The 24,441-nt window shown below is 63.4% G+C and carries 27 protein-coding genes; 5 read left to right on the top strand and 22 right to left on the bottom strand.

Annotated elements, in window-relative coordinates; genetic code table 11:
- Window positions 1–94 precede the first annotated feature (94 nt).
- From fliR to AB5Y94_RS02940, 21 genes are all read right to left on the bottom strand, one after another.
- Window positions 95–886 carry a flagellar biosynthetic protein FliR gene (gene fliR / locus AB5Y94_RS03040; RefSeq protein WP_017766596.1) on the bottom strand — a complete coding sequence of 264 codons (792 nt, stop codon included), beginning with the start codon at window positions 884–886 and terminating at the stop codon, window positions 95–97.
- A gap of 49 nt (window positions 887–935) precedes the next feature.
- A complete protein-coding gene (fliQ, locus tag AB5Y94_RS03035) occupies window positions 936–1,205 on the bottom strand; it encodes a flagellar biosynthesis protein FliQ (protein WP_005298799.1) in 270 nt (89 codons plus the stop codon).
- 27 nt (window positions 1,206–1,232) lie between these two features.
- Entirely contained in the window at window positions 1,233–2,012 is a 780-nt protein-coding gene (gene fliP / locus AB5Y94_RS03030; RefSeq protein ID WP_368204794.1) for a flagellar type III secretion system pore protein FliP, read from the bottom strand.
- Complete coding sequence (gene fliO, locus AB5Y94_RS03025) at window positions 1,999–2,382, bottom strand: flagellar biosynthetic protein FliO (protein ID WP_017785777.1); 384 nt, start codon at window positions 2,380–2,382, stop codon at window positions 1,999–2,001. The genes fliP and fliO overlap by 14 nt, the downstream gene beginning before the upstream one ends.
- Window positions 2,379–2,771, bottom strand: coding sequence for a flagellar motor switch protein FliN (fliN, locus tag AB5Y94_RS03020; protein ID WP_005298791.1), 393 nt, complete (start codon window positions 2,769–2,771; stop codon window positions 2,379–2,381). Before fliN ends, fliO begins: the two co-directional genes overlap by 4 nt.
- Before the next feature lie 51 nt (window positions 2,772–2,822).
- A complete protein-coding gene (fliM, locus tag AB5Y94_RS03015; RefSeq protein ID WP_005298775.1) occupies window positions 2,823–3,893 on the bottom strand; it encodes a flagellar motor switch protein FliM in 1,071 nt (356 codons plus the stop codon).
- Window positions 3,894–3,902: 9 nt separating this feature from the next.
- Window positions 3,903–4,421 (bottom strand): flagellar basal body-associated protein FliL, encoded by a 519-nt coding sequence (fliL, locus tag AB5Y94_RS03010; protein ID WP_005298773.1) that lies wholly within the window; start codon window positions 4,419–4,421, stop codon window positions 3,903–3,905.
- Window positions 4,422–4,478: 57 nt separating this feature from the next.
- A complete protein-coding gene (locus AB5Y94_RS03005) occupies window positions 4,479–6,485 on the bottom strand; it encodes a flagellar hook-length control protein FliK (protein ID WP_368204792.1) in 2,007 nt (668 codons plus the stop codon).
- 91 nt (window positions 6,486–6,576) lie between these two features.
- Complete coding sequence (fliJ, locus tag AB5Y94_RS03000; protein ID WP_005298769.1) at window positions 6,577–7,017, bottom strand: flagellar export protein FliJ; 441 nt, start codon at window positions 7,015–7,017, stop codon at window positions 6,577–6,579.
- Window positions 7,018–7,043: 26 nt separating this feature from the next.
- Window positions 7,044–8,375, bottom strand: a complete 1,332-nt coding sequence (fliI, locus tag AB5Y94_RS02995) for a flagellar protein export ATPase FliI (RefSeq protein ID WP_005298767.1) — start codon at window positions 8,373–8,375, stop codon at window positions 7,044–7,046.
- A gap of 63 nt (window positions 8,376–8,438) precedes the next feature.
- Window positions 8,439–9,245: a flagellar assembly protein FliH gene (gene fliH / locus AB5Y94_RS02990; RefSeq protein ID WP_017785775.1), complete on the bottom strand. Its 807-nt coding sequence runs from the start codon at window positions 9,243–9,245 to the stop codon at window positions 8,439–8,441.
- A gap of 64 nt (window positions 9,246–9,309) precedes the next feature.
- Entirely contained in the window at window positions 9,310–10,371 is a 1,062-nt protein-coding gene (fliG, locus tag AB5Y94_RS02985) for a flagellar motor switch protein FliG (protein WP_005298762.1), read from the bottom strand.
- Window positions 10,364–12,076, bottom strand: coding sequence for a flagellar basal-body MS-ring/collar protein FliF (gene fliF / locus AB5Y94_RS02980; RefSeq protein WP_005298761.1), 1,713 nt, complete (start codon window positions 12,074–12,076; stop codon window positions 10,364–10,366). Before fliF ends, fliG begins: the two co-directional genes overlap by 8 nt.
- Before the next feature lie 55 nt (window positions 12,077–12,131).
- Window positions 12,132–12,449 (bottom strand): flagellar hook-basal body complex protein FliE, encoded by a 318-nt coding sequence (fliE, locus tag AB5Y94_RS02975; RefSeq protein ID WP_005298759.1) that lies wholly within the window; start codon window positions 12,447–12,449, stop codon window positions 12,132–12,134.
- A 118-nt stretch (window positions 12,450–12,567) separates the two neighbouring features.
- Entirely contained in the window at window positions 12,568–12,957 is a 390-nt protein-coding gene (locus AB5Y94_RS02970; protein WP_017778745.1) for a hypothetical protein, read from the bottom strand.
- A 148-nt stretch (window positions 12,958–13,105) separates the two neighbouring features.
- Window positions 13,106–13,882, bottom strand: a complete 777-nt coding sequence (locus tag AB5Y94_RS02965; protein WP_010634629.1) for a hypothetical protein — start codon at window positions 13,880–13,882, stop codon at window positions 13,106–13,108.
- Window positions 13,883–13,994: 112 nt separating this feature from the next.
- Window positions 13,995–14,420 (bottom strand): glutaredoxin-dependent arsenate reductase, encoded by a 426-nt coding sequence (arsC, locus tag AB5Y94_RS02960; protein WP_368204789.1) that lies wholly within the window; start codon window positions 14,418–14,420, stop codon window positions 13,995–13,997.
- Between the two features lie 63 nt (window positions 14,421–14,483).
- Entirely contained in the window at window positions 14,484–15,548 is a 1,065-nt protein-coding gene (arsB, locus tag AB5Y94_RS02955) for an ACR3 family arsenite efflux transporter (protein WP_017785772.1), read from the bottom strand.
- A gap of 101 nt (window positions 15,549–15,649) precedes the next feature.
- A complete protein-coding gene (arsA, locus tag AB5Y94_RS02950) occupies window positions 15,650–17,413 on the bottom strand; it encodes an arsenical pump-driving ATPase (protein ID WP_368204788.1) in 1,764 nt (587 codons plus the stop codon).
- Window positions 17,414–17,452: 39 nt separating this feature from the next.
- On the bottom strand, window positions 17,453–17,821 hold the full coding sequence (arsD, locus tag AB5Y94_RS02945) for an arsenite efflux transporter metallochaperone ArsD (RefSeq protein WP_005298749.1): 369 nt from the start codon (window positions 17,819–17,821) through the stop codon (window positions 17,453–17,455).
- Window positions 17,822–17,825: 4 nt separating this feature from the next.
- Complete coding sequence (locus AB5Y94_RS02940) at window positions 17,826–18,194, bottom strand: helix-turn-helix transcriptional regulator (RefSeq protein WP_005298747.1); 369 nt, start codon at window positions 18,192–18,194, stop codon at window positions 17,826–17,828.
- A gap of 192 nt (window positions 18,195–18,386) precedes the next feature.
- Here AB5Y94_RS02940 and AB5Y94_RS02935 point away from each other — a divergent pair, with 192 nt between their 5' ends.
- On the top strand, window positions 18,387–18,695 hold the full coding sequence (locus AB5Y94_RS02935; protein WP_368204786.1) for a DUF134 domain-containing protein: 309 nt from the start codon (window positions 18,387–18,389) through the stop codon (window positions 18,693–18,695).
- Complete coding sequence (locus AB5Y94_RS02930) at window positions 18,692–19,213, top strand: NifB/NifX family molybdenum-iron cluster-binding protein (protein ID WP_368204784.1); 522 nt, start codon at window positions 18,692–18,694, stop codon at window positions 19,211–19,213. The genes AB5Y94_RS02935 and AB5Y94_RS02930 overlap by 4 nt, the downstream gene beginning before the upstream one ends.
- A 213-nt stretch (window positions 19,214–19,426) precedes the next feature.
- Here the strand turns inward: AB5Y94_RS02930 and AB5Y94_RS02925 are convergent, their stop codons facing one another.
- Entirely contained in the window at window positions 19,427–20,518 is a 1,092-nt protein-coding gene (locus tag AB5Y94_RS02925) for an HD domain-containing phosphohydrolase (RefSeq protein ID WP_368204783.1), read from the bottom strand.
- 270 nt (window positions 20,519–20,788) lie between these two features.
- On the opposite strand from AB5Y94_RS02925, the gene rimO reads away from it, so the two are divergent.
- From rimO to AB5Y94_RS02910, 3 genes are all read left to right on the top strand, one after another.
- Window positions 20,789–22,117: a 30S ribosomal protein S12 methylthiotransferase RimO gene (gene rimO / locus AB5Y94_RS02920; protein ID WP_201889555.1), complete on the top strand. Its 1,329-nt coding sequence runs from the start codon at window positions 20,789–20,791 to the stop codon at window positions 22,115–22,117.
- Window positions 22,118–22,356: 239 nt separating this feature from the next.
- Window positions 22,357–23,031, top strand: a complete 675-nt coding sequence (locus AB5Y94_RS02915) for a response regulator transcription factor (protein WP_010634645.1) — start codon at window positions 22,357–22,359, stop codon at window positions 23,029–23,031.
- Complete coding sequence (locus AB5Y94_RS02910) at window positions 23,031–24,413, top strand: ATP-binding protein (RefSeq protein WP_368205009.1); 1,383 nt, start codon at window positions 23,031–23,033, stop codon at window positions 24,411–24,413. The genes AB5Y94_RS02915 and AB5Y94_RS02910 overlap by 1 nt, the downstream gene beginning before the upstream one ends.
- Window positions 24,414–24,441: the final 28 nt, after the last annotated feature.

The following is a 24,441-nucleotide window of genomic DNA, read 5'->3' as shown; positions in this document are numbered from 1 at the left end:
CGAAACGCGCGCCCGCTCGCCGCCGTTCAGCATTGCGAATGCAAGGCCGCGGGCCAGCGCGGCCTGCGGCAGGTAACGGCGCCCCGCAGCCATCTTACTGGCCCCCCAGACACTGGGTGCCGATGAGGGTACAGCTGGTCTCCTGCACCCGCTCCCACATGCTGTCGAAGTGACCGAGGAAGCCACCTATGGTGAGCCAGAGGATCAGCAGGCCAGACATCATGCTGACCGCAAAGCCGATGCTGAAGATGTTGAGCTGGGGGGCGGCGCGGGTCATGACGCCGAAGGCAAAGTTGATGAGCAGCAGGGCGACGATGGCGGAGAGCGCCATCACCAGCGAGGCCTGATACATGACCCCGAGAAAACCGATCAGATCGCGAATGGAGGGCAGGCTGAGGCCGCTGTCAGACACCGGCAGAGTCTCGAAGCTCAACACCACCATGCGCAGCATGATGAGGTGGCCATCCACCGCTAGGAACACCAGGGTCGCCAGCATCAGATAGAACTGACCCACCACAGGGGCCGACTGTCCGTTCATGGGATCCACCAGAGTGGCGAACCCCAGGCTGGTCTGCATGGCGATGATCTGGCCGGCCATCACGAAGCTCTCCATCAGAAACTGGGTCATGAGGCCGAGGGCGATGCCGATGAGCAGCTGCTGCCCCAGCACCAGAAAACTGCCGACGGAGAAGAGCTCAATCCTGGGCATGGCGGGCAAGAGAGGGGCGATCATCAGGGTCAGCGCCAGCGCCAGGCTGATGCGAATGCGGGCCGGGGTCAGCCGGCTGCCGAATACTGCCATCACCATCAGCAGCCCACTCACTCGCGCCAACGGCCAGACGATGGAAGACAACCACTCCATGATGAGAGCGGTTGTATAGGTCATGCGGGCACCTTGCCGGCCTGCGGCAACGGCAGGCGCACGGCCTGGCTACTCATCCCACCACCTCGGGAATCTGACTCACCATCAGCATGAAGAAGTCCATCAGACTCTGCAGGCCCCAGTGCGCCCCCGCCCCCAGCGCAAACAGGGTGACGATGAGACGGGGCAGAAAGCTCAGGGTCTGTTCGTTGATGGAGGTGGCAGCCTGGAAGATGGCCACCAGCAAGCCGACGCAGAGGCTCGGCAGGATCACGGCACACACCATGATGGTGACCAGCCAGAGCGCCTCGCGAAACACATCGATAAAGGTTTCAGGACTCATGCCATTCGCTCCTTGCGTCGTTCGCCCTTAACCACCGGCACCCAGCCCGAAGCTGTTGGCCAGGGATCCCAGAATGAGGTTCCAGCCATCCACCATGACAAACAGCATCAGCTTGAACGGCAGCGACACCAGCATGGGTGACAGCATCATCATCCCCATCGCCATCAGGATACTGGCCACCACCAGGTCTATCACCAGGAAGGGCAGAAACAGCATGAAGCCTATCTGGAAGGCAGTCTTGAGCTCGCTGGTGACGAACGCCGGGATCAGCACCCGCAGCGGCACCTCGGCGGGCTTGTCCACCTGCACATTCGCTATCTCCATGAAGGTGTTGAGATCCTTGATCCGGGTCTGGGCCAGCATGAACTGGTGGATGGGCAGCTCGGCCCGCTCCAGCGCCTCCTTGGCCTGGATGGTCTCGGCCAGATAGGGTTGCATCGCCTCGTTGTTGATGCGATCCAGCACCGGTGACATGATGAAGAACGACATGAACAGGGCGATGCCGATCAACACCTGGTTGGAGGGGCTCTGCTGCAGGCCGATGGCCTGGCGCAGGATGCCGAGCACTATGATTATGCGAGTGAAGGAGGTCATCATGATGACCATGGCCGGCAGGAAGGAGAGCGCCGTCATCAGCGCCAGCACCTGCAGGGTCAGGCTGTATTCCTGGCTGCCGTCCGCCATGGTCTTGATGGTGACCGCCGACATGCCGTCCTGGGCCAGCGCCAGCGGCGAGCAGAGGATCAGGAGGGATAACAGGCCGACCAGCAGCCCACCGTGCGGCCGTGAGCCGTTAGCTTTTTTCATGCTTGCCCATCAATTTGCCAAGCTGCTGGGAAAATGCCTGGGGCTGGCTCTCGTCCAGCGGCTCTTCCAGGCGATAGAGAAAGTTGACCTGCTGCGGCGTCACCCCGAGCAGCAGTTGCTGCTCGCCCACCTTGACCACCAGCAGCTTCTCCTTGTAGCCCACCGGCAGGCTGGCGATGACGCGCATCTGGCCGCCGCCCATGGCGGTGGCAATCTTGCTTTTCTTGAGCAGGAAGCCGAGCACCAGGATGAGGCCAATCACCATCAGACTGGAGAGCAGCCAGGAGGTGAGGCTGGGTGGATTGGCGCCCGCACCGGGTTCGGCCAGTGCGGGGAGGGACAACAGCAGCAACGGGAAGACGCGGATCATTTGAGTTTCTTGATCCGTTCAATCTGGCTGATGACGTCGGTCAATCGGATACCGAACTTGTCGTTCACCACCACCACCTCGCCGTGGGCGATCAGGGTGCCGTTGACCAGTACGTCGAGCGGCTCGCCCGCCACCCGATCCAGCTCCACCACCGAGCCCTGGTTGAGCTGCAGCAGGTTGCGGATGCTGATCTGGCTGCGGCCCACCTCCATGGCGATGGTGACCGGGATATCCAGAATGGTATCCAGCTTGCGCCGCTCCTCGGCACTGATGGGGGCATCGTCCTTGAGCTCCTCGAGAGGAGCTGGCTTGGCTTCGGCAGTCACCTGCTCTTCCAGCGCGGCAGCCCAGGCGTCCGCCATCAGATCCTCTTCCTCAGTTCCGCTCATCTTGAATTCCTTATGCTGTTTTCGTGACGGTCTGCCCAGGCAGGCCGTCGTTTATTGCTGTTGGTCTCCGATGCTGCGCTCGAGCTCTTCCAGCTCGGCCTCGCCATCGATGCGTACGCCGCCCCGGGTCACCAGATGCATCTCTGTCTTGACCCCTTCCGGGCGTTTGAGTTTGTCGGTGATCTTGAGCGCCACATTGTCCTTGGTGCGGCCCATCTTGGCGTGGAAGGTGGGCAAGTCCTCCACGAACACCAGCAGGTTCTCCGGCATCTCCACCGGGATGATGTCGCCAGGCTGCAGCTCCATCAGCTCGCGCAGGGTGAGCTCGGTCTCCAGCAACTTGGCCCGCAGCTCCACCTTGACGTCCATGATCTCGTCGCGCAGCGCCTTGCTCCAGCGCACGTCGGTGTCGCCCTTGTCGCTCTGCACGCCGGCATCCAGCAGCTCGCGGATGGGCTCCAGCATGGAGTAGGGCATGGCCACGTGGAAGTCGCCACCGCCGCCGTCCAGCTCGATGTGGAACGAACTCACCACGATCACCTCGGTGGGGCTGACGATGTTGGCCATGGCCGGGTTCACCTCGGAGTCGAGGTACTCGAAGCCCACGTCCATCACCGGCGCCCAGGCATCCTTGTAGTCCTCGAACACCAGCTTGAGCAGCATCTGGATGATGCGTCGCTCGGTGGGGGTGAACTCGCGCCCCTCGATCTTGGCGTGGTAGCGGCCGTCACCACCGAAGAAGTTCTCCACCAGGATGAAGACCAGCCGCGCCTCCATGGTGATGAGCGCCGTCCCCTTGAGGGGGCGGAAACGTACCATGTTGAGACTGGTCGGCACGAACAGGGTGTGGACGTATTCGCCGAATTTCAGCATCTGCACGCCGTTGATGGAGACCTCGGCGGTGCGGCGCATCATGTTGAACAGGCTGATCCGCATGTGGCGGGCGAAACGCTCGTTCACCAGCTCCAGGGTCGGCATGCGACCACGGACGATGCGGTCCTGGGAGGAAAAGTCAAACTGGGCAACACCGGGATCCCCCGCCGCGCCTATCTCCTCCTCTTCGACATCATCGACCCCGTGCAAGAGGGCATCAATTTCGTCCTGACTTAACAGATCGCTCACGCTTCACCCTTATTGCATGACAAAGCCGGTAAACAGCACTTGTTCGATAACGGGGGAAGAGACCAGGTCATTGAGCACCCGACGGCACTCTTCCAGTGAATCCTTGCGCAGCTTCTCCTTGCCCTCGAAGGTCATCAGCTGCTCGCTGGTGGCCGCACTGAAGACCCGCAGCAGGGTGCCTTCGATGAGGGGGATATTCTGCTTGGCCAGCGTTTCGTCGGCGGTACCGCGTACCATCAGCTGGATCTTGATCTGCACCAGCCGGTCGCGCTGACCGCCGGAGACGTTGAACACGAAGGGGCGCGGCATGCCCACGTAGAGCGAGGGCTGAGGTGCCGCCTCCTTGGGCTTGGCATCCTTGCCCTCCCCCGCGGCTTCGGCCGCCGGCTTGTCGCCGCCGGCCAGCATGAACCAGGCGCCGGCACCACCGCCGCCCAGCACAATCACGGCCAGGGCGATAATCATGATCAGCTTCTTTTTCTTGCCTGCCGCCGGATCTTTCAGCGTCAGTTCGTTATCGTCTGCCATCCCTTGTCCACCCTAGTCTCAAACTTGTTCGATATCATAAACTTACTCGGGCTGGCATCAAGCATAGAAATCAATTCCGCGGTCGTTTGTCGATTCCCTCGACAAACTCATGCCGGCGCCCGTGACCTCTGCCTCAGTTTGGCCTGTTTCGGCAAAAGATCCGCTGCCTTTTTGTCCCTGCTGGCCCTGACCGGAGAAGCCAGACTGCCCCTGTGACTGCTGTTGCGGCTGTTGCTGCACCTGGGTCTGGCCCAGCTGGATGCCCTGCCCTGCCAGCATATCACGCAGCCGGGGCATGGCCTGCTCCAGCATTTCCCGGGTCTGGCCATGCTGGACCACGAAGTGCACGTTGGCCTGGTTGGAGGAGTCTATCTGGATCTGGATCTTCATCTTGCCAAGCCCGAGCGGGTCGAGCTGGATCTCCGCCTGCTGCAGCTTGTCCGCCAGCATCAGGTTCACCTTCTGGTGCAGCTGGGCCGGCGCCTCCGGGTCGGCCAGCTTGAGGTGGAGCAGATTGGCGGGATCCCGCCGCGCGGCCAGTTCGGCGGTGGCAGGCCGGTTGTCATGGCCAACCGCCTGGGGCTGGCTGTTCTGTTGTACCTGCTGGCTGTGGCTGCTCTCCGGGGTGGCGGTCGTCTCACTGCTGCCCTGGTTGGTGCCGCGAGCCAGCTCTGCCGCCTTCTGTTTCAGGTCAACCTTGACCTCGCTTCTGCCTCTGGCGCTGTCGCTGCGCTCGGTGGCTTCCATCTGCTTGAGTCCGGCCGACAGGCTGGCCAGGGAGGCTTGCGGGCCCTGGGGTTCACTGCTGGCCAGCACCTGCTGCGGCGCCACCAGCACGGGTTCGCTCGGGGTGGCGGCCGGCGCCGGCGTGCTGCCGGCAGCAGGCGCTGGCTGGCTCTCCGTCTTGGCCGCCGTCGCGGGTCTGGACTGGCCATCCCCCTCGGCAACGCCCTGCGGCGGCGCCTTTTCAGAGGTCAGGTTCGTCTCGCCATCGGCCCGGTTCATCCCCTCGGCAAACGCCCTGGCGGCTCCCGGCTGAGCGGCCACTGTGCTGTGGGTGGTCTGCAGCGGGGAAGGCTTGGCAGGCTCATCCTTGCCGGCCATGGGCGGCACCACAGGCTTGGCTGCCTTGTCGGCGCCCTCCACCTGGATTTGGACGTTCTCCTTATCCTGCCCGCTTACCGCGGCAGCGGCTGGCACCTTGCTCTGCAAGGCCGCCCGCTCGGCGGCGGAGAGCTCGCTTTTGCTCCCCTTGATATCTTTGCCATTTTTATCGGCATGCTGGTCGGCATTGGCGCCACCGGCGCCGCTCTCCTTGCCACTGCCCTCTTTCCCGGCTTCCTGCAACTGAGCAGCCAGGGCGGCGTCATCCGTCACGACGGCATCCGGCTGCGTGGCTTTCGCATCAACCGGTGCACTGGTTTCGCCCGTGAGCAAGCTGGCAGCCTGACGGGCCAGCGCGGCGGCAGCGGTCGTCGTTCCCTGCTTGTCACCGCTGCCGGCCAGCGGCTGGGTGAGGGTGGCCGATGTCTCGGCCGACGCAGCCTGCGCGTCATCCGGCGGCAACATCTTGCCGTCCGTCTCGACCACGGGTGTGCTGGCGACCAGAGTGATGGCCGCCGGGGCGACCAGGGAGGTGTCCTGTTTGAGGGCATCCTGCAGACGCTGCAGGAAGTCGTTGGGGGCGAGGGCGGGGTCGGGATCGCTCCCCTTCTGTGGCTTGTCGTCGGCGCCAGCGGCCTCTTCGGCTTCATTCGCCAAAGATTTGGCAGCCTCGCCCTTGGCGTTCTGCAGTGGCTTGTCGCTCTCCACGGCACCGGCACGCTCCGGCCCGGTACCGGGCCGCGACGTGGCCTTGCCATCAGAGTTGGCAACATGGCCATCGGCTTTGGCATTGCCCTTGCCGGCCTGCTGCACCCGGTTCATCACCTCGGAAAAGCCACCCTTGCCGTCGCTCTGCAGGGCTCCTTCGCTACCATCCTGACTCGCCGTCAGCACCGCACTCTTGTCGGCAGCGGCGGCTGTCGGTGCGGCGGAAGAATTGGTTAACAGTGTCTGCATCATGGTGAAGATTCCTGACGGCATTCGGCTTCGGGTTTCTCCTCAGCTCCCCGCAGGGAGTGAGGCGCACACGGGATGGCAAGAAGAAAGCAAGTTACAGGCCAGAATGGTGGAAACGGCGCAGCGTGGCGTACTCATCCAGCATCTTCTGCTCCTGGCGCTGGGCTTTAAGCTGCTCGCGCCCCGCCTGCTTGGCCAGCAGCAGCTCCACCGCCTTGCGCCGCTGCTGGGCGGCCAGCCACTCTTCACGGCGCAGCTCCAGCGCCTGGCGCACCTGCAGTACCCCTTCGTACTGCTGGGTCGCCGCCTGCTCGAGCTTGTTGATGAAGGCGTGATACTGGCTGTTCTGCTGGGCACCGATCCCCTGCAGACCGCGGTCGGTCCACTGCTGGTGGTAGATCTGGCGGTACTGGTTGAGCGCATCCTGCTGCTCCAGGAAGATTTTCAGATCCTGCTGGGCCTTGGCCAGCGCCAGCGCGGCCTGCTGCTCGGCCTCCACCAGCCGCTCCGACAACATCATCAAGCCTTTACTCATGGTCACGCCTCCCCTTCATCTTCTCGTCAACGCATCAGCGGCATGGCCACCAGCTGCAGGGCCTGCAGGCCGGCATCGTAGTGAATGACCTCGCGCATTCCCTGCTGCAAGAACTGATCCAGATAGGGTTTCTGGATGATGGCGCGGTCGATGCGGGGGTCGGAGCCCTGGCTGTAGGCGCCGATGGTGATGAGATCCCGGTTCTGCTGGTAGAGGGAGTAGAACTGCTTGAGGGTGCGCGCCAGCTCCATGTGCTCCGGCGAGGTCACCATGGGCATGACCCGGCTGATGGACTTCTCGATGTCGATGGCCGGGTAGTGGCCGGAGTCGGCCAGCTCGCGCGACAGCACTATGTGGCCGTCGAGGATGGCCCGCGCCGCGTCGGCGATGGGATCCTGCAGATCGTCCCCCTCCGTCAGTACGGTGAAGAATGCCGTGATCGAGCCCTGGCCGTCGCTGCCGTTGCCGGCCCGCTCCACCAGCGCCGGCAATTTGGCGAACACCGAGGGCGGATACCCCTTGGTCGCCGGCGGCTCGCCCACCGCCAGGGCGATTTCGCGCTGGGCCTGGGCGTAACGGGTGAGCGAGTCCATCAGCAGCAGCACGTTGAGCCCCTGATCGCGGAAGTACTCGGCGATGGCCAGCGCCGTTTCACACCCCTTGAGCCGCATCAGCGGCGAGGCATCGGCCGGCGCCGCCACCACCACGGCGCGCTCGCGCCCCTCCTCCCCCAGGATCTCCTCGATGAACTCCTTCACCTCACGGCCCCGTTCGCCGATGAGCCCCACCACCACCACGTCGGCCACCGAGCCGCGGGTCATCATGCCGAGCAGCACGGATTTGCCGACGCCGGAGCCGGCGAACAGTCCCATCCGCTGGCCCTGGCCCACGGTCAGCACGGCGTTGATGGCGCGCACCCCCACGTCCATCGGCTGATGGATCGGGCGGCGAGAGAGCGGGTTGATGCGGTGCTGGGCAAACTGCACCGTCTGGGAAGAGAGGATGGGACCGAGCCCGTCCAGCGGCTGGCCGATGCCGTCGATGACCCGGCCCAGCAAGTTCATGCCGACCGGAATGCCGTGCTCCTCGGTGATGGGCACCACCCGGGCGCCGGGAATGACCCCCTTGAGCTGTTCGCTCGGCATCAGAAACAGGCGATCGCCGGAGAAGCCGACCACTTCGGCCTCAAGCGATCCATCCTGGGTATCGATACGACAGAGTGCCCCGATGGCGGCGCGACAGCCGATGGCCTCCAGGGTCAAGCCCACCACCCGGGTGAGCTTGCCGGCCACCGGGGGTTTGGGGGCGATATCGCGTACCCGATACCCCTGCAACCGATTGAGTAACGAGCCGCTCATCCGGCCTCCTGAAAGCTGGTGTTGAATGAGTTGAAAAATAGACGGGGCAAGCAGGCAAGGCCGCTAGCCGCGACCATCCTGGCCGGCATTGTCCCGCAGAAAGTTGCGCAGCAGCTGGTCGATGCGACCGGAGAGGGTCAGGTCGATGCTGGAGAGCTCGGTGGCCAGTTGCAGATCGCCGGGGGAGAGGGTGGGATCGCTTTGCAGTCGCCAGTGACGCTTGGCGCACTCCTCGGCGCCAAATGCCTGCTCGACCCGGGCCAGATCGTCCGGATGCAGCATCAGGGTGACCCCCAGCTCGGCGGCGGGCAACAGCGCCAGCCCCTGCTTGAGTGCTTCGAGCAGCAGTCTGGGCGAGGTCTCGGCTTCGTGACGGATGAGGGCGCGGGCCAGTTGCATCACCAGCGCGATGAGCTGCTGCTCCACCGCGCTGTCCAGCTCCTTGAGCGGGTTGGCGAGGCGATCGATCAGTTCCTGCCAGTGGCTCATCTGCTGCTCCACCAGCTCGCGGCCGAGGGCCAGCCCCTCCTCCTTGCCCTGCTCCAGTCCGGCGGCATGGCCCTGCTGCAAGCCTTCCAGCTTGCCCTCCTCGAGCCCCTTGGCGTAACCGGCGTCACGCCCCTCGGCCATCCCCTCTTCCCAGGCAGCCTGGCGAATGGCTTCCAGCTCCTCGGCGGTGATGCTGGGGGCCGGCTCCTCTGCCGGCTCTTCGACCGGCACCTCTTCCTCCTGCCGATACCAGTCCGGGGTCAGCCCGAGGGCATTGGTTTCGACCTCGGCCTCGACCTCCATCTCCGGCCAGCCCCAGGTCTGAACCTGGCTCTCGTCCCCGTCGGGTCTGACATAGCCGCGCAGTTTGTTGTTGTTCATCTGGCTGCCGCACTCCTCGTCATCACGCTGCCGGGAGTGTTATGCACGTCGAAGCGAGCGTTCATCAGAGGAACTCCTCGCCGCCACCGGCACCCAGCATGATCTCGCCGGCATCCGCCAGACGGCGGGCGATGGAGAGGATCTCCTTCTGGGCGGCTTCCACTTCGGAGACCCGGATCGGCCCCATGGCCTCCAGATCGTCTGCCAGCATCTCGGCGGCCCGCTTGGACATGTTCTTGAAGATCTTCTCGCGCATCTGATCGTCGGAGCCCTTGAGGGCCCGCTGCAGCAGATCGCCAGGCACTTCCCGCAGCATGGTCTGGATGCCGCGATCGTCCACGTCGATGAGGTTCTCGAACACGAACATCAAGTCCTGGATCTGCTGGCTCATCTCCTCGTCCGACTCGCGGATGGAGTCCATCAGCTGACCCTCGATGTTGGTGTCGAGGTAGTTCATGATGTTGGCCGCCGCCTTCAGGCCGCCCATCTTGGCTGCCTGGGCACCCGCCGCACCGGCGAACTGTTTCTCCATGATGTCGTTGAGCTCTTGCAGCGCCGCCGGTTGCACCTCTTCCAGGTTGGCGATGCGCATCACCAGATCCAGGCGCACCTGCTCCGGGAACTGGCTCAGGATCTCGGCGGACTGCTCCGGCTCCAGATAAGAGAGGACGATGGTCTGGATCTGCGGGTGTTCGTTCTGGATGATGCTGGCCACCTGGCGGGCATCCATCCACTTGAGGGAATCGAGGCCGCGGGCGCCGGAACCCAGGATGATCTGGTCCACCAGGTTGCTGGCCTTGTCTTCGCCAAGGGCCGCCACCAGGGCCTTGCGCACGAAGTCTTCGCTGCCGATACCGATGTTGGTGTACTTCTGGATGTCGTCGATGAATTGACGGTGAACCGCCGCCACCCGGTCGTGACTGAAATCCGACATGGAGGCCATCGACATGCCGAGCCGCTGCACCTGCTTGGGCTCGAGATGGCGGAAGATCTGGGCGGCGTCCTCTTCGTTGAGGCTCAGCATCAATACCGCCGCCATCTCCATGCCGCTCATCTGATCCAGGATCTGGCGCTGACTGTCGGTGATGTCATTGCCGGTGACCTGTGTCTTGTTTTCGTCAGCCATCTTTGTTCGCTACCCATTCTTTAATGACCTGTGCGGCCAGATCCGGTTCGTTCGCCACCAGGGCACGTACCGCCTTGAGCAAGTCTTCGTCACGGTGCAGATCCGGCAGTTTCAGATGGCCGTCACGTACCCCGAACACCGGCTCGGCTTCGGCCTGAGCCGCCAGCAGACTAAGCTCGTCATCCCCACCCAGCACGGTGTGGTTGTCGAAATCCAGTTCCCCTTCCGGCTTGGCATCCGGATAGAGCAGGCGCTTGAGCATGGGGCGCACCACTGTGACGATCAGCACTATGATGACCAGCACGGAGGCGGCGATGCGCACCGCGCGCCAGAACCAGGGCTGCTCGTAGAGCGGCGCCTCGGCCACGTTTTCGAGCTCAGGCCGGTTGAACGGGATGGCGACCACCTCCAGAGTATCACCACGGGTCACATCAAAGCCAAGGCCGCCGCTCAGCAGACGACGCAGGGTATCGAGTTCGGCCTGAGTGCGCGGCTCGCGGCTCACCTTGCCATCGGCGGCAGTGGCCGACTTGTAGTCCACCGCCACCGAGACGGTCATGCGGCGAATGCCACCCATCTGGCGCCGGATATGACTGACGGTGGTATCCAGTTCGAAGTTGCGGGTCGCCTCCTTGCGGGAGCGGCCGGAGCTGGAGGCGGTGGTTTCGGCGTTGGGGCCGGTCGCCTGCTGCGGAATGTTGGAAGCGGCGGGCGGCTGGTTAGAGAGCGCGCCTGGCACGCCACCGTTACTGCCGTTGGCGCTGTTCTCTTCCATGGTCATTTCGGATCGCACCGCCGGCAGGTCCGGGTTGTAGGTCTTGCGGGTCTGCTCCTGCTGGGAGAAGTCGAGGGAGAGGTCGACCTCCGCCGTATAATTGTCGGCGCCGAGCACCGGGATCAGGATGGCGTCAATTTTTTGTTTGTATTCCAGCTCCTGCTTCTGCTGCATCGCAAACTCCTTGCGAGTCTGGGCAGAGACGGGATCCTGGGAGCCGGAGTTGAGCAGGCGGCCGTTCTGGTCGGTCACGGTGACGCGGGTCGGCTCCAGACCGTGCACGGCGGAGGCGACCATATCGACGATGGAGTCCACTTCCCCCTGACCGAGGGCATTGCCCTTGAGGCTCAGCACCACGGTGGCGCTGGGCTTGCGTTCGTTGCGGGCAAACACGTTGTCTTTGGGAATGGCCAGCAGCACCTGGGCCTTGGCCACGTTCTGGAACTGTTCGATGGCGCTGGCCAGCTGGCGCTCGCGGCTCAGCTTGAGCCGTTCGCTCTCCATCCGCTGGCTGACCCCGAAGCTGGAGTCCTTGAGCAGGATGTCTTCCCCGTCGGTGCTGGCGTCAGTGGCGTTGGCCAGACCGGCACGGGTCAGCGCCAGCCGGATGTTGGAGAAGTTTTCGGCATTGACCAGCACGCTCTTGCCATCCACCTGATAGGGGATCTTCTGCTGATCGAGGAAGTCGAGGGTCTTGACCAGCTCCTGGGTGGTATAGGTGCCAAGGGGACGCATGTCCGGCTCCTTGCCCCACAACAGGATGAAAACGGCGATGGCCAGACAGATGGCCAGCCCCAGGATCAGGGTGATCTGGCGCAACACGTCCGTATTGGAGAGAAAGCCGAGAGCCGAACTCTTCTGCTCATTCTCATCGAGGGCGGCGGTGCCCTCATCGTTCATCAGCAGTTCGCCGTTTTGATCAGTAGCCACGATTTATGTCCTTATTGCTGACATGTTCATGATGCTCAGTCGCCATGGGCCTGAGTTACACCGGCATGTTCATGATGGTCTTGTAGGCATCGACCATCTTGTTGCGCACCTGCACCGTCGCCTCGAAGGCGATAGAGGATTTTTGTCCGGCGATCATCACTTCGGACAAGTCGACCGAGTTGTCGCCCATGTCGAAACGGGTGCGCAGATCGTTGGCGGCCCCTTGCAGCTCGTTGACGTTGCCAAGGGCCTGCTGCAGCAGTTGACCAAAATCGGAGCTGACCTGACGGCCAGGCTGGGTGAGCGGCGTGGCGCCGGCTTCCACCTTGAGGGCCTGCATCTCTTGCATCAGGCTGCTTGCACTGATTTCCATATTTCATCCCCAGACAAATCATTGACACTGACAAGCTCCAAGCAATAAGAGTGCCAATTAGGGAGAAGATTCCTCGAAACAGGGGTTGGGATGCTCGCCGAGATGATGAGCCGGCCCTTCAGGGGCGCGGCACGGCCCCCTCCCCCAGCAGCAGCCTCAGATAGCTCAGGTGGAGATCGTAGTGCTCCCCGGCGGGCAGCTTGACCAGCACCTCGTCATGCAGGTAGCCCGCGCGGCTCGCCGCCAGCTCGGGGGGAACCAGTCCTACCGCCACCAGCCTGGCGACAATGGCCTGCGCCAGGGCCATGGTCGCCTCGTCGGCACGCCCCCAGCCGAAGTGGCCCTGGTATGCCACCCCCTCGGCGCCGGGCTCGAGGGGGGAGACCAGATCCCCGCTGACCCAGAAGGCCGTGGGGATCCCCTCCTGCAGGCGCAGATAGATGCTCTGCTTGTCCCACTCCCGACGCAGGGCTCCGTCCGCCCCGTCCTGTGCTGATGCTTGAGTCATGCCACTCTCCTTGTCTTGCTGACGAACCTGGCTGCGCCCATGAAAAAGAGGGCCTAAGGCCCTCTTTTTACTGTAATTCGCACCAATTAAACAGACGGCAATCCGCGCAGTATGAAGAAAAACTGGCGGTTGCTCACCCTCTGCTCAATCAGCGGGTCAGATCCTTGTCCACCCAGTACTTGGAGCCCGAGATATTGGCGTCCAGCAGCAGCCCCTTCTCACCGATCTGGTAGATGGCCATGCCGCCGTTGTACTTGGCGGTCAACTCGGCGCTCTCCTTGCCCGCCACGGCACCCACCTCGGAGGTGGCCTCCCAGCCCTGGCTGACGAAGGCATCGAACCTGGCCTTGTCCTCAAACAGGATCACCTGCTGATAGAACTTGCCACCCAGCCCGGCCGCCAGCCCGGCGCCGAACATCTTCATGTAGGTGTGCTTGCCGGTGGCACGGTTGACGGCCACCCCGGCCCCCTGGTTGGTGTGCAGCATCAGGGAGAACTTGCGCGAGTCGAACACCGCATAGCCGTATGCCTTGTCAAACAACAGCTTGGCCGAGGGCTGTTCGTTGAACAGCCGCACCAGGGCGGTGTCGGCCATGGTATTGAGGGCGAGGCGCGCCTCGTCCGCCGTCTTGGGCTCCAGCATCTCGTCGAGCTTCTTGTCGGCCACCGCCAGCCACTCCTTGCCGGTGGCCACGCTCTTGTCGGTCCAGGCGCCAGCGGTATTGAACGCCTCCGAGCCCCACTGGGAGACCGAGGCCCAGGTCGCCTTGGAGAAATCGGTGACGCTCTGCCACGCCTCCTTGCTGGTGTCGCTCACCGCGTTGCCAAGCTCGGTCGCGGCCGCCTTCACCTTGGCCCAGTCGGCCAGTCCAGGGGCCGAGGTCAGCGCCAGTGCCGTGGCTATCACCAGGAATCGAATCTTCATGCTGTTTCCCCCACTGTGATGAGTCGAGGGTCACAGTAGCAGATCCGGCGCCCACCCGGTAAGTGCATCTGCACCGTCCGGGTCAGCCGGTGACGCTCGGCCCCGCTCCCTGTCAACGCAGCCGCTTGCCCTGCTCGTCCACCACCTGCTCGCCATCTTCCTTGGCGAAGGCCCCTTTTTGTTGATCGGGCAATATATCGAGCACCACTTCCGAGGGGCGGCACAGTCGGGTGCCAAGGGGCGTCACGACGATGGGGCGGTTGATAAGGATCGGGTGGGCCAGCATGGCGTCGATCAGATCGTCATCGCTGAAGCGATCTTCCGCCAGAGCGAGCGCCTCGTAGGGGGGCACGTTCTTGCGCAGCAGCTCGCGCACCGGCATCCCCATGGCGGCGATCAGCGCCACCAGCTCATCGCGTGAGGGGGGCGTCTCCAGATAGTGGATGACGGTCGGCTCGACGCCGCTGTTGCGAATAAGCTCGAGGGTGTTGCGGGAGGTGCCGCACTCTGGATTGTGATAGATGGTGATTGCACTCATTGACATGTCTCTCATGGCTTAAGTGAATAAAAACATTGGATAAAAAGGGTTAGCGGCCATCTGTTAACGGCTTAGCCCCGCTTCGTACCAGGGTTTGCTGGCATTGACGATGCGCACCACCAGCAGCATGACCGGCACTTCAATCAGCACCCCGACCACGGTGGCGAGCGCCGCGCCGGAGTGGAAGCCGAACAGGCTGATGGCGGCGGCCACCGCCAGCTCGAAGAAGTTGGAGGCGCCGATCAGAGCGGAGGGACAGGCCACCGAGTGCTTCTCCCCCACCTTGCGGTTGAGCCAGTAAGCCAATCCCGAGTTGAACAACACCTGGATCAGGATCGGCACCGCCAACAGGGCGATGACCAGCGGTTGCTCAATGATGGCGTTGCCCTGGAAGGCGAACAGCAGCACCAGGGTGAGCAATAGGGCCGCCACCGACCAGGGCTGGATGCGGGTCATGACGCTGTCAAAATGGGCCTGCCCCTTTTGCAACAAGGCCTTGCGCAGCAGCTGGGCGATGATCACCGGGATCACGATATAGAGCACCACAGAGGTGAGCAGGGTATCCCAGGGCACCACTATGCTGGAGACCCCGAGCAGCAGCGCCACCAGCGGAGCGAAGGCAAACACCATGATGAGGTCGTTCACCGCCACCTGCGACAGGGTGAAGTAGGGATCGCCGTTGGTGAGGCGACTCCAGACAAAGACCATGGCGGTGCAGGGGGCCGCCGCCAGCAGGATCAGCCCCGCCACGTAACTGTCGAGCTGATCCGCCGGCAGCCAGTCGGCGAACAGCACCCGAATGAAGAGCCAGCCGAGGAAGGCCATGGAGAAGGGCTTGACCAGCCAGTTGATGAAGAGAGTGACCCCAATCCCCTTGAGGTGCCCCCTCACCTGATGCAGGGCACCGAAGTCGATCTTGAGCAGCATGGGGATGATCATCACCCAGATAAGCAGTCCCACCGGCAGGTTGACTTTGGCCACCTCCATGGCGCCGATGGCCTTGAAGAGTTCAGGCAGGCCCTGCCCGAGCCCAATCCCCACCAGAATGCAGAGGGCCACCCAGGCGGTGAGGTAACGTTCAAAAAAGCCAATCGCCGGTTGGCTCTTGGCATCACAGGTTGCAGACATGAGGGCTCCCGATGCGGTCATCCCGCATCTCTTCCGTTAACGACAAATGTTCATCCGCCCCGGCCACGCGGCCGGGGCCCTTGTTCAGTGATGCTGACTCTTCAGTGGTGCTGACAGAGGCGGCGCAGGGCATCCGCCCCCACCGGCTCCTCGGCAAGCAGCGGCACCACGGCGTAGCGGCTGGCATGCTGCCGCTCGACCGCCTCGATATAGGGCTGCTGGCGCTCGGCCCGCAGTTGCAACAGCGGCGAGCTGACCGCGTCTTGCTGCAGACTGTGGTTGATGAGCCAGGCCCAGGGCTCGATGCCGGCACGGCGCAGATCGGCCTGCAGATTGGCCGCCTCCTGCACCGGGGTGGGCTCGGGCAGGGTGACGATCAGCACCTTGGTCTGCTTGGGGTCCTGCAACTGCATCATGGGGGTGGTGAAGTGCAGCCCCTTGCCCCCCATCTGGCGGGCGATCTCCCTGTGGTAGGCGCCGGTGGCATCGAGCAGCAGCAGGGTGTGGCCGGTGGGGGCGGTATCCATCACCACGAAGCGCTTGCCCGCCTCGCGGATGATCCGCGAGAAGGCCTGAAACACGGCGATCTCCTCGGTACAGGGGGAGCGCAAGTCCTCCTCCAGCAGCGCCCGCCCCTGCTCGTCCAGTGCCGCCCCCTTGCTGGCCAGCACCTGCCCGCGGTAGCGCTCGGTCTCGGCGCGGGGGTCGATGCGACTCACCTCGAGATGGGGCAGGCTGCCTGCCAGCGTCTCGCCGAGGTGCGCGGCCGGGTCCGAGGTGGTGAGGTGTACCGGCAGGCCACGGCTTGCCAGCTCCACCGCCACGGCCGCCGCCAGGGTGGTTTTACCCACCCCGCCCTTGCCCATCAGCATGATGAGGCCGTGACCGTCGGCGGCCAGCTCGTCCACCAGCGAACTCAACTCGGGCTGGACTGGCAGATGGGCTGACGTTGCCAGTGGTGCCTGCTCACCAGCATCCTGTGGTTGCAGCAGCTGGCGCAAACTGTCGAGCCCCACCAGGTTGGTGGCCAGCAGCGGCACCTGATCCCGGGCCAGCCCATTTATTCCCTGCGGCATGTCGGCGAGGGCCTGCTGCTCACGCCGCCAGATGGCCTGCGCCAGCGTGTCACCGGCGATGGCCGCCGCGGGGAAGAGGCCGTTGATCACCAGCTGCTGGTTTGCCAGGCCGATGGCCGCCAGCTCCTCATGGGTGCGGGCCACTTCCCGCAGGGTGGAGTGCTGGGCGCGTGCCACCAGCACCAGCCGGGTGCGAGCGTCGTCGGCCAGCGCAGCGACGGCCTCGGCATACTGGCTACGCTGTTTCTCCAGCCCCGCCAGCGGGCCCAGGCAGGAGGCATCCCCCTTGCCCTGCGCCAGAAATTCGCTCCAGGCCCCCGGCAGCTGCAGCAGGCGGATGGTGTGGCCGGTGGGGGCGGTGTCGAAGAGGATATGGTCATACTCCGAACGCAGCGCCGGGTCGGTGAGCAGGGCGGTGAACTCGTCAAAGGCGGCGATCTCGGTGGTGCAGGCGCCGGAGAGCTGCTCCTCGATGCTGCGCACCACTCGCTCGGGCAGCTTGCCGCGCACCGGGCCGACGATCCGCTCCCGATAGGCTTTGGCCGCCGCGGGGGGATCTATCTCCAGCGCCGACAAACCGGGCACAGCGGCGATGGCGGTGATGCGATTGCCTATGTCGGTGGCAAACACCTGCCCCACGTTGGAGGCGGGATCCGTGCTCACCAGCAGCACCCGTTTGCCGGCGTCACAGAGGGCCACCGCACTGGCGCAGGCCAGCGAGGTCTTGCCCACCCCGCCCTTGCCGGTGAAAAAGAGAAACGGCGGCGGATTGGTCAGAAAGTGATACATAGCCTCTCCCGTTACGACATGGTTTGGAATATCAATGTCTTAGCAGCAACCGCTGCCAGGACGGCAGGCCGCTTTCACTATGCCCTTGATGGTGGCCTGCGGCGCGGGCAGTCCGGCATAGCGGGCCAGCTCGCCGCGGCTCGGATAGCGGCCGGTCAGCACAACCTGACCCTCCACCAGCACCAGCGGCAACCCCTCCTCCCCGGCGTGGGTGAGAAAGGCGCTGACCGCAGGTGTTTCGGCAAACTGCAGCGGCTGCTGGGCCAGATTGAAACGCTCGATGGCAACGCCCTGCTCCCTGGCCCAGGCCAGATCGGCGGCAAAGGTGACCAGCGCCTGATCGACCTCGGTGCCGCAGACGCCGCTGGCGCAGCAGAGGGCGGGGTCGAAAATCTGAATGACTGACATGGCATTACTCCTTGTGGCAGCAGGGCTGCGCAGGCAGCACATGGGGTGAGCAAGTAGACTCGGCGCGCATCATGCCGCACGCCTCCGGATGGCCGGCGCAGCACTCCTCGGTGAGATAGCCGATAAGATCCAGCATCAAGGGGATATTGGCGCGGTAGCGCAGGAAGCGCCCCTCCTGCTCCACCGACAAGAGGCCGGCATTGAGCATCGCCTTGAGATGAAACGACAGGGTGTTGGGGGCGATGTCGAGCTCGCCGGCCAGCTCGCCCGCGACCCGCCCATCCAGCCCCGCCTTGACCAGCAGCCGCCACACATCGAGCCGGATCCCGGATGCCAGCGACTCAAAGACCTTGGTGGCCGTCTCTTTGTTCATGTTTGTCTCTCGTTGGATGCACCTTTATTTCAACTATACAAGAATCATTGAAATGATCAAGTTGCCACCAATTCTGCTCGTGAAGCCGCAACCTCCCTCTCAACAAGATCATGCCTTTCAATTACATTTTTCTTTAATTTGCATATGCCATTTATGCGGCGTATATGTGGCATATGCAAATTAGGAGGCGTTATGCCGAGACCGAAAATAGCCCGTCGTATCTGTGGGCGCCCCGCCAACAGCTGCTTCAAGCCCAATGGTGTCCCCATGCATGAACTGGAGCAGGTGGCCCTCGCCGCCGATGAGTTTGAGGCGCTGCGCCTGGTGGATCTGGAGGGCATGCAGCAACAGGAGGCCGCCCGACTCATGGGCGTTTCTCGCCAGACCTTGGCCAATACCCTCAAGCGCGCCCGCTACAAGGTGGTGGAGTGCCTGAGCTTAGGTAAGGCCCTGTTGATGCAACCCAACGTCCCGCAACCCGGTGGAGAAACCGCGCAATGAACCAGAACGTGAATACAGCAGCCGTGCCAGGCAACCATGCCATCCTGTTGAGCCGGGGCCAGCCATCCGCCCACGTCAGCCGGGCTGAGCAGCTGCAGATTGTCAGCCCAGCCGGCGAGGTGCTCGCGACCATGTCCAACCCGGCCAACGGCGAGGGTTGCCGTGGCAAACAGGCCCTGCTGGCGACGCTACAGGCCCATGCCGTCACTCAGGTGCTGGTGCGAAACATCGGTGAGCACATGCTGGGCCGACTGCTCGATGCCGGGATATCGGTATGGCAGTACCGCTCGGAGCACCTTGATCTGTCTGCTGCCCACCTTCAGCCGCTGACCGACGCCAGCCAGGCCAGTCCGTCACGCCGCAAGGCCAGCAAGGCCGGGGATCTTGTCAAGGGGATCCGGCCATCCTGCAACGGCCGCAAGGGGGAACAGATCGGTAGGGAAAATGGTTGTCACCAGGCGGAGCAGTGCGCCTGCAATCATCAACAGGGGGACGAACCATGTCACACCTGCTGCTGAGCATGCTGGCCGCCTTCCCATTGATCCTGGCCATGAGCGCCCTGCTCTGGTGGCGCCAAACCAGGCTAGCGGCAGAGCGCCAGGGCAATAGCGACCGGCCTTGTGGCTGCGCAAGCGCTTGCTCCGAGCATCTCTATCAAATTGCAGAGCCCGCCCCCAGGCATTCCCCCCGGTAGGCAAGCCGACCCTAGCACCGAGAGCGTGAACGAGAGGTCAGGTTATGGCCGGATCCCGATACTGCTGATGGATGGCGCGAAACGCCTCCTTGCTGCGCAGCGCCGCCGCGACGCAGACGGGGTCGAACTGGCTGCCGGCATGGGTCTTGAGGTACTCGAAGGCCGTCTCGAACGGCCAGGCCTGCTTGTAGGGACGCTCGCTGGTGAGCGCGTCGAACACATCCGCCACCGTGACGATGCGGGCCTCCAGCGGGATCGCCTGCCCCGCCAGCCCCTCCGGGTAGCCCTGGCCGTCGAAACGCTCATGATGGTAGGCAATGATGTTCTTGAGCATGTCGGTGTGATGGATGCCGTCCAGACCAAACTCCTTGATCATCAGGGCGATCATCTCCCGTCCCTTGAGGGGGTGGATCTTCATCACCGCGTACTCCTCCGGGGTCAGCTTGGCCGGTTTGAGCAGGATGGCGTCCGGCACCGCAATCTTGCCGATGTCGTGCAGCTCGGAGAAGAGATGGATGAACTCCACCTCCTCGTCGTTGAGGGGGTAATGGGCTGCCACCTCGCAGGCGATGAGCCGCGAATAGCCCGACATGCGGTGCAGATGGTTGGCGGTCTCCTCGTCCCGGTAGCGGCTGAACTCCCGCGCCGTGGTCAGCGCCCCGTTCAGGGTCTGGATGGAGAAGAACTCAACGGCAATGATGGCCGCCAGGATCTGGGCATAGGCCGCCAGCTCACCGCGAATGGCCGCATCGAAGTAGCCGGGCTCCCTGGCATCGCAAAACAGAAAACCGAACAGCCGGCTGTTGAACAACAGCGGCTCGGTGTAGCTCGACTCATAACCGGCCGCCAGCAGCTTGCGGCTGTGCTCGGCGGGGGACCCCTGCAGCGAGCCCAGAGTATCGAGCACCCTGGGTTGCTGGCGCTCGGCCAGATAGCGCAGGGAGGGCACCTCGCTCAGCTTCACCTCGTACTGCAACAGCGGCGATCCCCCCTCCGTGCTGTGGGCAAAGGTCTTGAGCTTGTCCGTCTGCTGGTCGTAGATGGCGACCGCAACCCGGCTCAACTTGTCAAACCGCTGCCTGAGCGTGGCGTGCACGTTCTGCACTTTTTCGCCAAATGAACTCTCCATCCCGCACGTCCTTCTGCTATTCCTGCAGGGAGTATAGTGACCCCTGTTTTCACTCTCCTGCCAAATTGACTCAAGCGTCAGCAACAGATATCAGGGCCCCGCAGACCGGCCGGCAAGGCCTGTTGCCACCATGGTTTTCTCCTTTGACGGCCCATTGTGGCCCGGGCAAAGAGATTGTTCGCTTCCGGCGTGCCGGCTGTATAGTTTTTGGTTAGCCATTCCGGTAAAATCCGCGCCCTAAAACTAGAGCCACCTAAGAGTGATTGAGCGATGTCCAACACAAAACAGGCCCCCAAAGTAGGATTCGTCTCCTTGGGTTGCCCCAAAAACCTGGTCGATTCCGAGCGCATCCTGACCCAGCTGCGTACCGAAGGGTACGACGTGGTGCCCAGCTATGACGATGCGGAGCTGGTGGTGGTCAACACCTGCGGCTTCATCGACAGCGCGGTACAGGAGTCGCTGGAAGCGATCGGCGAGGCCCTGGCCGAAAACGGCAAGGTAATCGTCACCGGTTGCCTCGGCGCCAAAGAGAACCAGATCCGCGAGATCCACCCCAAGGTGCTCGAGATCACCGGCCCCCACGCCTATGAAGAGGTGCTCGGCCACGTCCACAAATACGTGGAGAAGCCGACCCACAACCCCTTCACCAGCCTGGTGCCGGCCCAGGGCGTCAAGCTGACCCCCCGTCATTACGCCTATCTGAAGATTTCCGAAGGCTGCAACCACCGCTGCACCTTCTGCATCATCCCCTCCATGCGCGGGGATCTGGTGAGCCGCCCCATCGGCGAGGTACTGGCCGAGGCCAAGCGCCTGAAAGAGGCCGGCGTGAAGGAGATCCTGGTCATCTCCCAGGACACCTCCGCCTACGGCGTCGACGTCAAGCACCGCACCGGCTTCTACGACGGCATGCCGGTCAAGACCAGCATGGTGGCCCTGTGCGAGGAGCTGGCCAAGCTCGGCATGTGGGTGCGCCTGCACTACGTCTATCCCTACCCGCACGTGGATGACGTCATCCCGCTGATGCGCGATGGCAAGGTACTGCCTTACCTCGACATCCCGCTGCAGCACGCCAGCCCGCGCATCCTGAAACTGATGAAGCGCCCCGGCACCGTCGAGCGCACCCTGGAACGCATCCAGAAGTGGCGCGAGATCTGCCCCGAGATCACCCTGCGCTCCACCTTCATCGTCGGCTTCCCCGGCGAGACCGAAGAAGAGTTCCAGATGCTGCTGGACTTCATCGACAAGGCGGAGCTGGATCGGGTCGGCTGCTTCAAATACAGCCCGGTCGAGGGCGCCAAGGCCAACGAGCTGCCGGATCCGATACCGGCCGAGGTGCAGGAAGAGCGCTTCCAGCGCTTCATGGAGCTGCAACAGCAGGTCTCCATCCGCAAGCTGGCCCGCAAGGTGGGCAAAGAGATGCTGGTGCTGATCGACGAGGTGGACGAAGAGGGAGCCACCGGCCGCTCCGCCGCCGATGCCCCCGAGATCGACGGCCTGGTCTACCTGAATGGTGAAACCGGCCTCAAGCCCGGCGACATGGTCAAGGTCCGCATCGACGAAGCGGACGAGTACGACCTGTGGGCCAGTCTCATCGACTGATCCCCGATAAACGCCAATAAAAAGCCAGTCAGCCCCTGACTGGCTTTTTTGTTGGTGCAATGCAAGGAAAAAAAGTGTTCAACCATGATTGCTCGAAGCGTCTGCGCATGGTCTGGAAGCATATAACCAATGGCGGGCTGATTCAGTCCCGATACAGGCGGGGCTGTTAGGATCCGGATTGACTCTCCCCGTCATAAGCCCTCTAATTGACAGCCTGGATCCCCATGATCGCGCACCTTATGAAAATTTTGTTGGTCGAAGACGACAAGCTGCTCAATCACCACCTCACCACCCTGCTGACCGAAGCCCAGAATCAGGTGCACAGCACCGAGAGCGCCCAGGTGGCGCTCCATTACGCCGCTGACTACCCCATCGACGTGGCTATCATCGATCTGGGCCTGCCGGACATGGACGGTCTGCAGCTCATCCGCCAGCTGCGCGAGCAGCAGATCCCCTTCCCCATCATCGTATTGACCGCCCGTGGCAACTGGCAGGACAAAGTAGAGGGGCTGGAAGCGGGGGCGGACGACTACCTGGTCAAGCCGTTCCAGAAGGACGAACTGCTGGCCCGCCTCAACGCCCTGGTGCGCCGCAGCGCCGGTTTCATCTCTCCCAGGGTCAAGGCTGGCGACTACGAGCTGGATCTCTCCCGCAAGGAGCTGACCATCGCCGGTACGCCGGTGGTGCTCACCAGCTTTGAGTACCTGATCCTCGAATACCTGATGCGCAACGCCCGCCAGGTGGTCTCCAAGCAGCAACTGCTGGATCAGCTCTACGGCGACGGCGAGGGGGACCCCAACACCATCGAGGTGATGGTGAGCCGGCTGCGCAAGAAGCTGGATCCGGAGGGGCTCATCCAGCCCATCTCCACCATCCGCCGCCAGGGCTACATCTTCAATCTGTCGTGCAGCTGATGGGCTTTCGTCTGCCGCGCCCCATGCGCTTCATCCACCGCTCGCTGCACATCAAGCTGATGCTGAGCGCCATGCTGGTCATCGCGCTCATCATGTCCTTCTCGGTCTACATCCTCTATCTGGGCCACACCGATGAGCAGGCCCAGAAGGCCAGCACCCGCATGCAGGAGAACCTCTCCAAGCTGTTCTCCTCCAAGATGCCGGACGCCCAGGCCAGCACGGATCTGGGCCGGCTCACTCCGGATGCCATCGACCCCAACCTGGATACCCTGATCTGCCGGGCCGACGGCCAGCTGAGCTGGTCCAGCCTGCACATGCCGGAGGTGATCCAGGTCAAGGACTCCATCTGCGACGATCTGATGAAGTACCTGGGCGGGCTGGATCAGGACTACTTCTTCAAGCGCCTCACCATCAAGAACGGCGAGAGCTACTTCATCTACAGCCTGCGCTTCTTGCGCAACCACGGTGACGGCCCCACCACCTATTACGTGGTGATGGTCGATTCCGCCAAGCGCTACCTGCTGCAGACCCGCGACTACCTCTACCAGTGCATCCGCCAGGCCCTGCTCGCTTACGCCCTGCTCGGCGCTCTGCTGCTGCTCACCAGCTTCTGGAGCCTGGGCTCCCTGCGCACCATGGCGCGCCAGATCGACGAGATCCGGGCCGGCAAGCGGGAGGCGCTCTCCAACGACTATGAGCGGGAGCTGACGCCGCTGACCGAATCGGTCAACCAGCTGCTGGAAAACGAGCGCCAGCAGACCCAGCGCTACCAGCATGCCCTCAACGACCTGGCCCACAGCCTGAAAACCCGGCTGGCGCTGATCCAGATGACGGCGCAGGAGGTCAAGCTCGGGCGCGACATTCACGACAACATCAATGAGCAGATCCTGACCATGGATCAGATCATCCAGTACCAGCTGCGCCGCGCCGTCACCGGCCGCAAGCGGCTCGCCAGCAAGGGCACCGAGCCGGTGCCCCTCATCGAGAAGCTGCTGGCCAGCCTCGCCAAGGTCTATCGCCACAAGAAGCTGCAGACCCGCTTCAAGTTCGATGACGACGTCTTCTTCGCCGGCGAGCAGGGGGACCTGATGGAGCTGATGGGCAACCTGCTCGACAACGCCTTCAAGTTCGCCATCAGCGAGATCAAGGTGACGGTGAGCCGCCGGCTCGACCGGCTGCGGATCGAGATCGAGGATGACGGCCCCGGCATCGACCCGGGCAAGTCGCAGCAGATCTTCCAGCGCGGGGTGCGCGCCGACAGCTCCCCCGGTCAGGGGATCGGGCTGGCGGTGGTCACCGAAATCGTGCACAGCTACGGCGGCCAGATCATGGTGGACGAGTCCCCGCTCGGCGGCGCCCGCTTCACCCTCGACCTGCCCTGAGGCCATCTCTGCCCACCCAGTGCGCCTG

Origin of the sequence: Aeromonas sp. s5 (assembly GCF_040907865.1) — a bacterium.
Taxonomy (GTDB): domain Bacteria; phylum Pseudomonadota; class Gammaproteobacteria; order Enterobacterales; family Aeromonadaceae; genus Aeromonas; species Aeromonas dhakensis.
Note: the sequence above shows the minus strand (reverse complement) of the source record. Positions and strands in the feature narration are given on the sequence as shown.

Bases quoted from the DNA above. Each gene is read 5' to 3' on its own strand.
- arsB (WP_017785772.1), bottom strand. From the start codon at position 15,548: ATGTCTGCAACCTGTGATGCCAAGAGCCAACCGGCGATTGGCTTTTTT.
- AB5Y94_RS02930 (WP_368204784.1), top strand. From the start codon at position 18,692: ATGAACCAGAACGTGAATACAGCAGCCGTGCCAGGCAACCATGCCATC.
- fliJ (WP_005298769.1), bottom strand. From the start codon at position 7,017: ATGAGTAAAGGCTTGATGATGTTGTCGGAGCGGCTGGTGGAGGCCGAG.
- AB5Y94_RS03005 (WP_368204792.1), bottom strand. From the start codon at position 6,485: ATGATGCAGACACTGTTAACCAATTCTTCCGCCGCACCGACAGCCGCC.
- AB5Y94_RS02940 (WP_005298747.1), bottom strand. From the start codon at position 18,194: ATGAACAAAGAGACGGCCACCAAGGTCTTTGAGTCGCTGGCATCCGGG.
- AB5Y94_RS02935 (WP_368204786.1), top strand. From the start codon at position 18,387: ATGCCGAGACCGAAAATAGCCCGTCGTATCTGTGGGCGCCCCGCCAAC.
- fliH (WP_017785775.1), bottom strand. From the start codon at position 9,245: ATGAACAACAACAAACTGCGCGGCTATGTCAGACCCGACGGGGACGAG.
- fliE (WP_005298759.1), bottom strand. From the start codon at position 12,449: ATGGAAATCAGTGCAAGCAGCCTGATGCAAGAGATGCAGGCCCTCAAG.
- fliN (WP_005298791.1), bottom strand. From the start codon at position 2,771: ATGAGCGGAACTGAGGAAGAGGATCTGATGGCGGACGCCTGGGCTGCC.
- arsC (WP_368204789.1), bottom strand. From the start codon at position 14,420: ATGAGTGCAATCACCATCTATCACAATCCAGAGTGCGGCACCTCCCGC.
- AB5Y94_RS02925 (WP_368204783.1), bottom strand. From the start codon at position 20,518: ATGGAGAGTTCATTTGGCGAAAAAGTGCAGAACGTGCACGCCACGCTC.
- fliQ (WP_005298799.1), bottom strand. From the start codon at position 1,205: ATGAGTCCTGAAACCTTTATCGATGTGTTTCGCGAGGCGCTCTGGCTG.
- fliL (WP_005298773.1), bottom strand. From the start codon at position 4,421: ATGGCAGACGATAACGAACTGACGCTGAAAGATCCGGCGGCAGGCAAG.
- AB5Y94_RS02910 (WP_368205009.1), top strand. From the start codon at position 23,031: ATGGGCTTTCGTCTGCCGCGCCCCATGCGCTTCATCCACCGCTCGCTG.
- fliO (WP_017785777.1), bottom strand. From the start codon at position 2,382: ATGATCCGCGTCTTCCCGTTGCTGCTGTTGTCCCTCCCCGCACTGGCC.
- arsA (WP_368204788.1), bottom strand. From the start codon at position 17,413: ATGTATCACTTTCTGACCAATCCGCCGCCGTTTCTCTTTTTCACCGGC.
- fliI (WP_005298767.1), bottom strand. From the start codon at position 8,375: ATGAGCGGCTCGTTACTCAATCGGTTGCAGGGGTATCGGGTACGCGAT.
- fliP (WP_368204794.1), bottom strand. From the start codon at position 2,012: ATGAAAAAAGCTAACGGCTCACGGCCGCACGGTGGGCTGCTGGTCGGC.
- arsD (WP_005298749.1), bottom strand. From the start codon at position 17,821: ATGTCAGTCATTCAGATTTTCGACCCCGCCCTCTGCTGCGCCAGCGGC.
- rimO (WP_201889555.1), top strand. From the start codon at position 20,789: ATGTCCAACACAAAACAGGCCCCCAAAGTAGGATTCGTCTCCTTGGGT.
- fliR (WP_017766596.1), bottom strand. From the start codon at position 886: ATGACCTATACAACCGCTCTCATCATGGAGTGGTTGTCTTCCATCGTC.
- fliG (WP_005298762.1), bottom strand. From the start codon at position 10,371: ATGGCTGACGAAAACAAGACACAGGTCACCGGCAATGACATCACCGAC.
- AB5Y94_RS02970 (WP_017778745.1), bottom strand. From the start codon at position 12,957: ATGACTCAAGCATCAGCACAGGACGGGGCGGACGGAGCCCTGCGTCGG.
- AB5Y94_RS02915 (WP_010634645.1), top strand. From the start codon at position 22,357: ATGAAAATTTTGTTGGTCGAAGACGACAAGCTGCTCAATCACCACCTC.
- AB5Y94_RS02965 (WP_010634629.1), bottom strand. From the start codon at position 13,882: ATGAAGATTCGATTCCTGGTGATAGCCACGGCACTGGCGCTGACCTCG.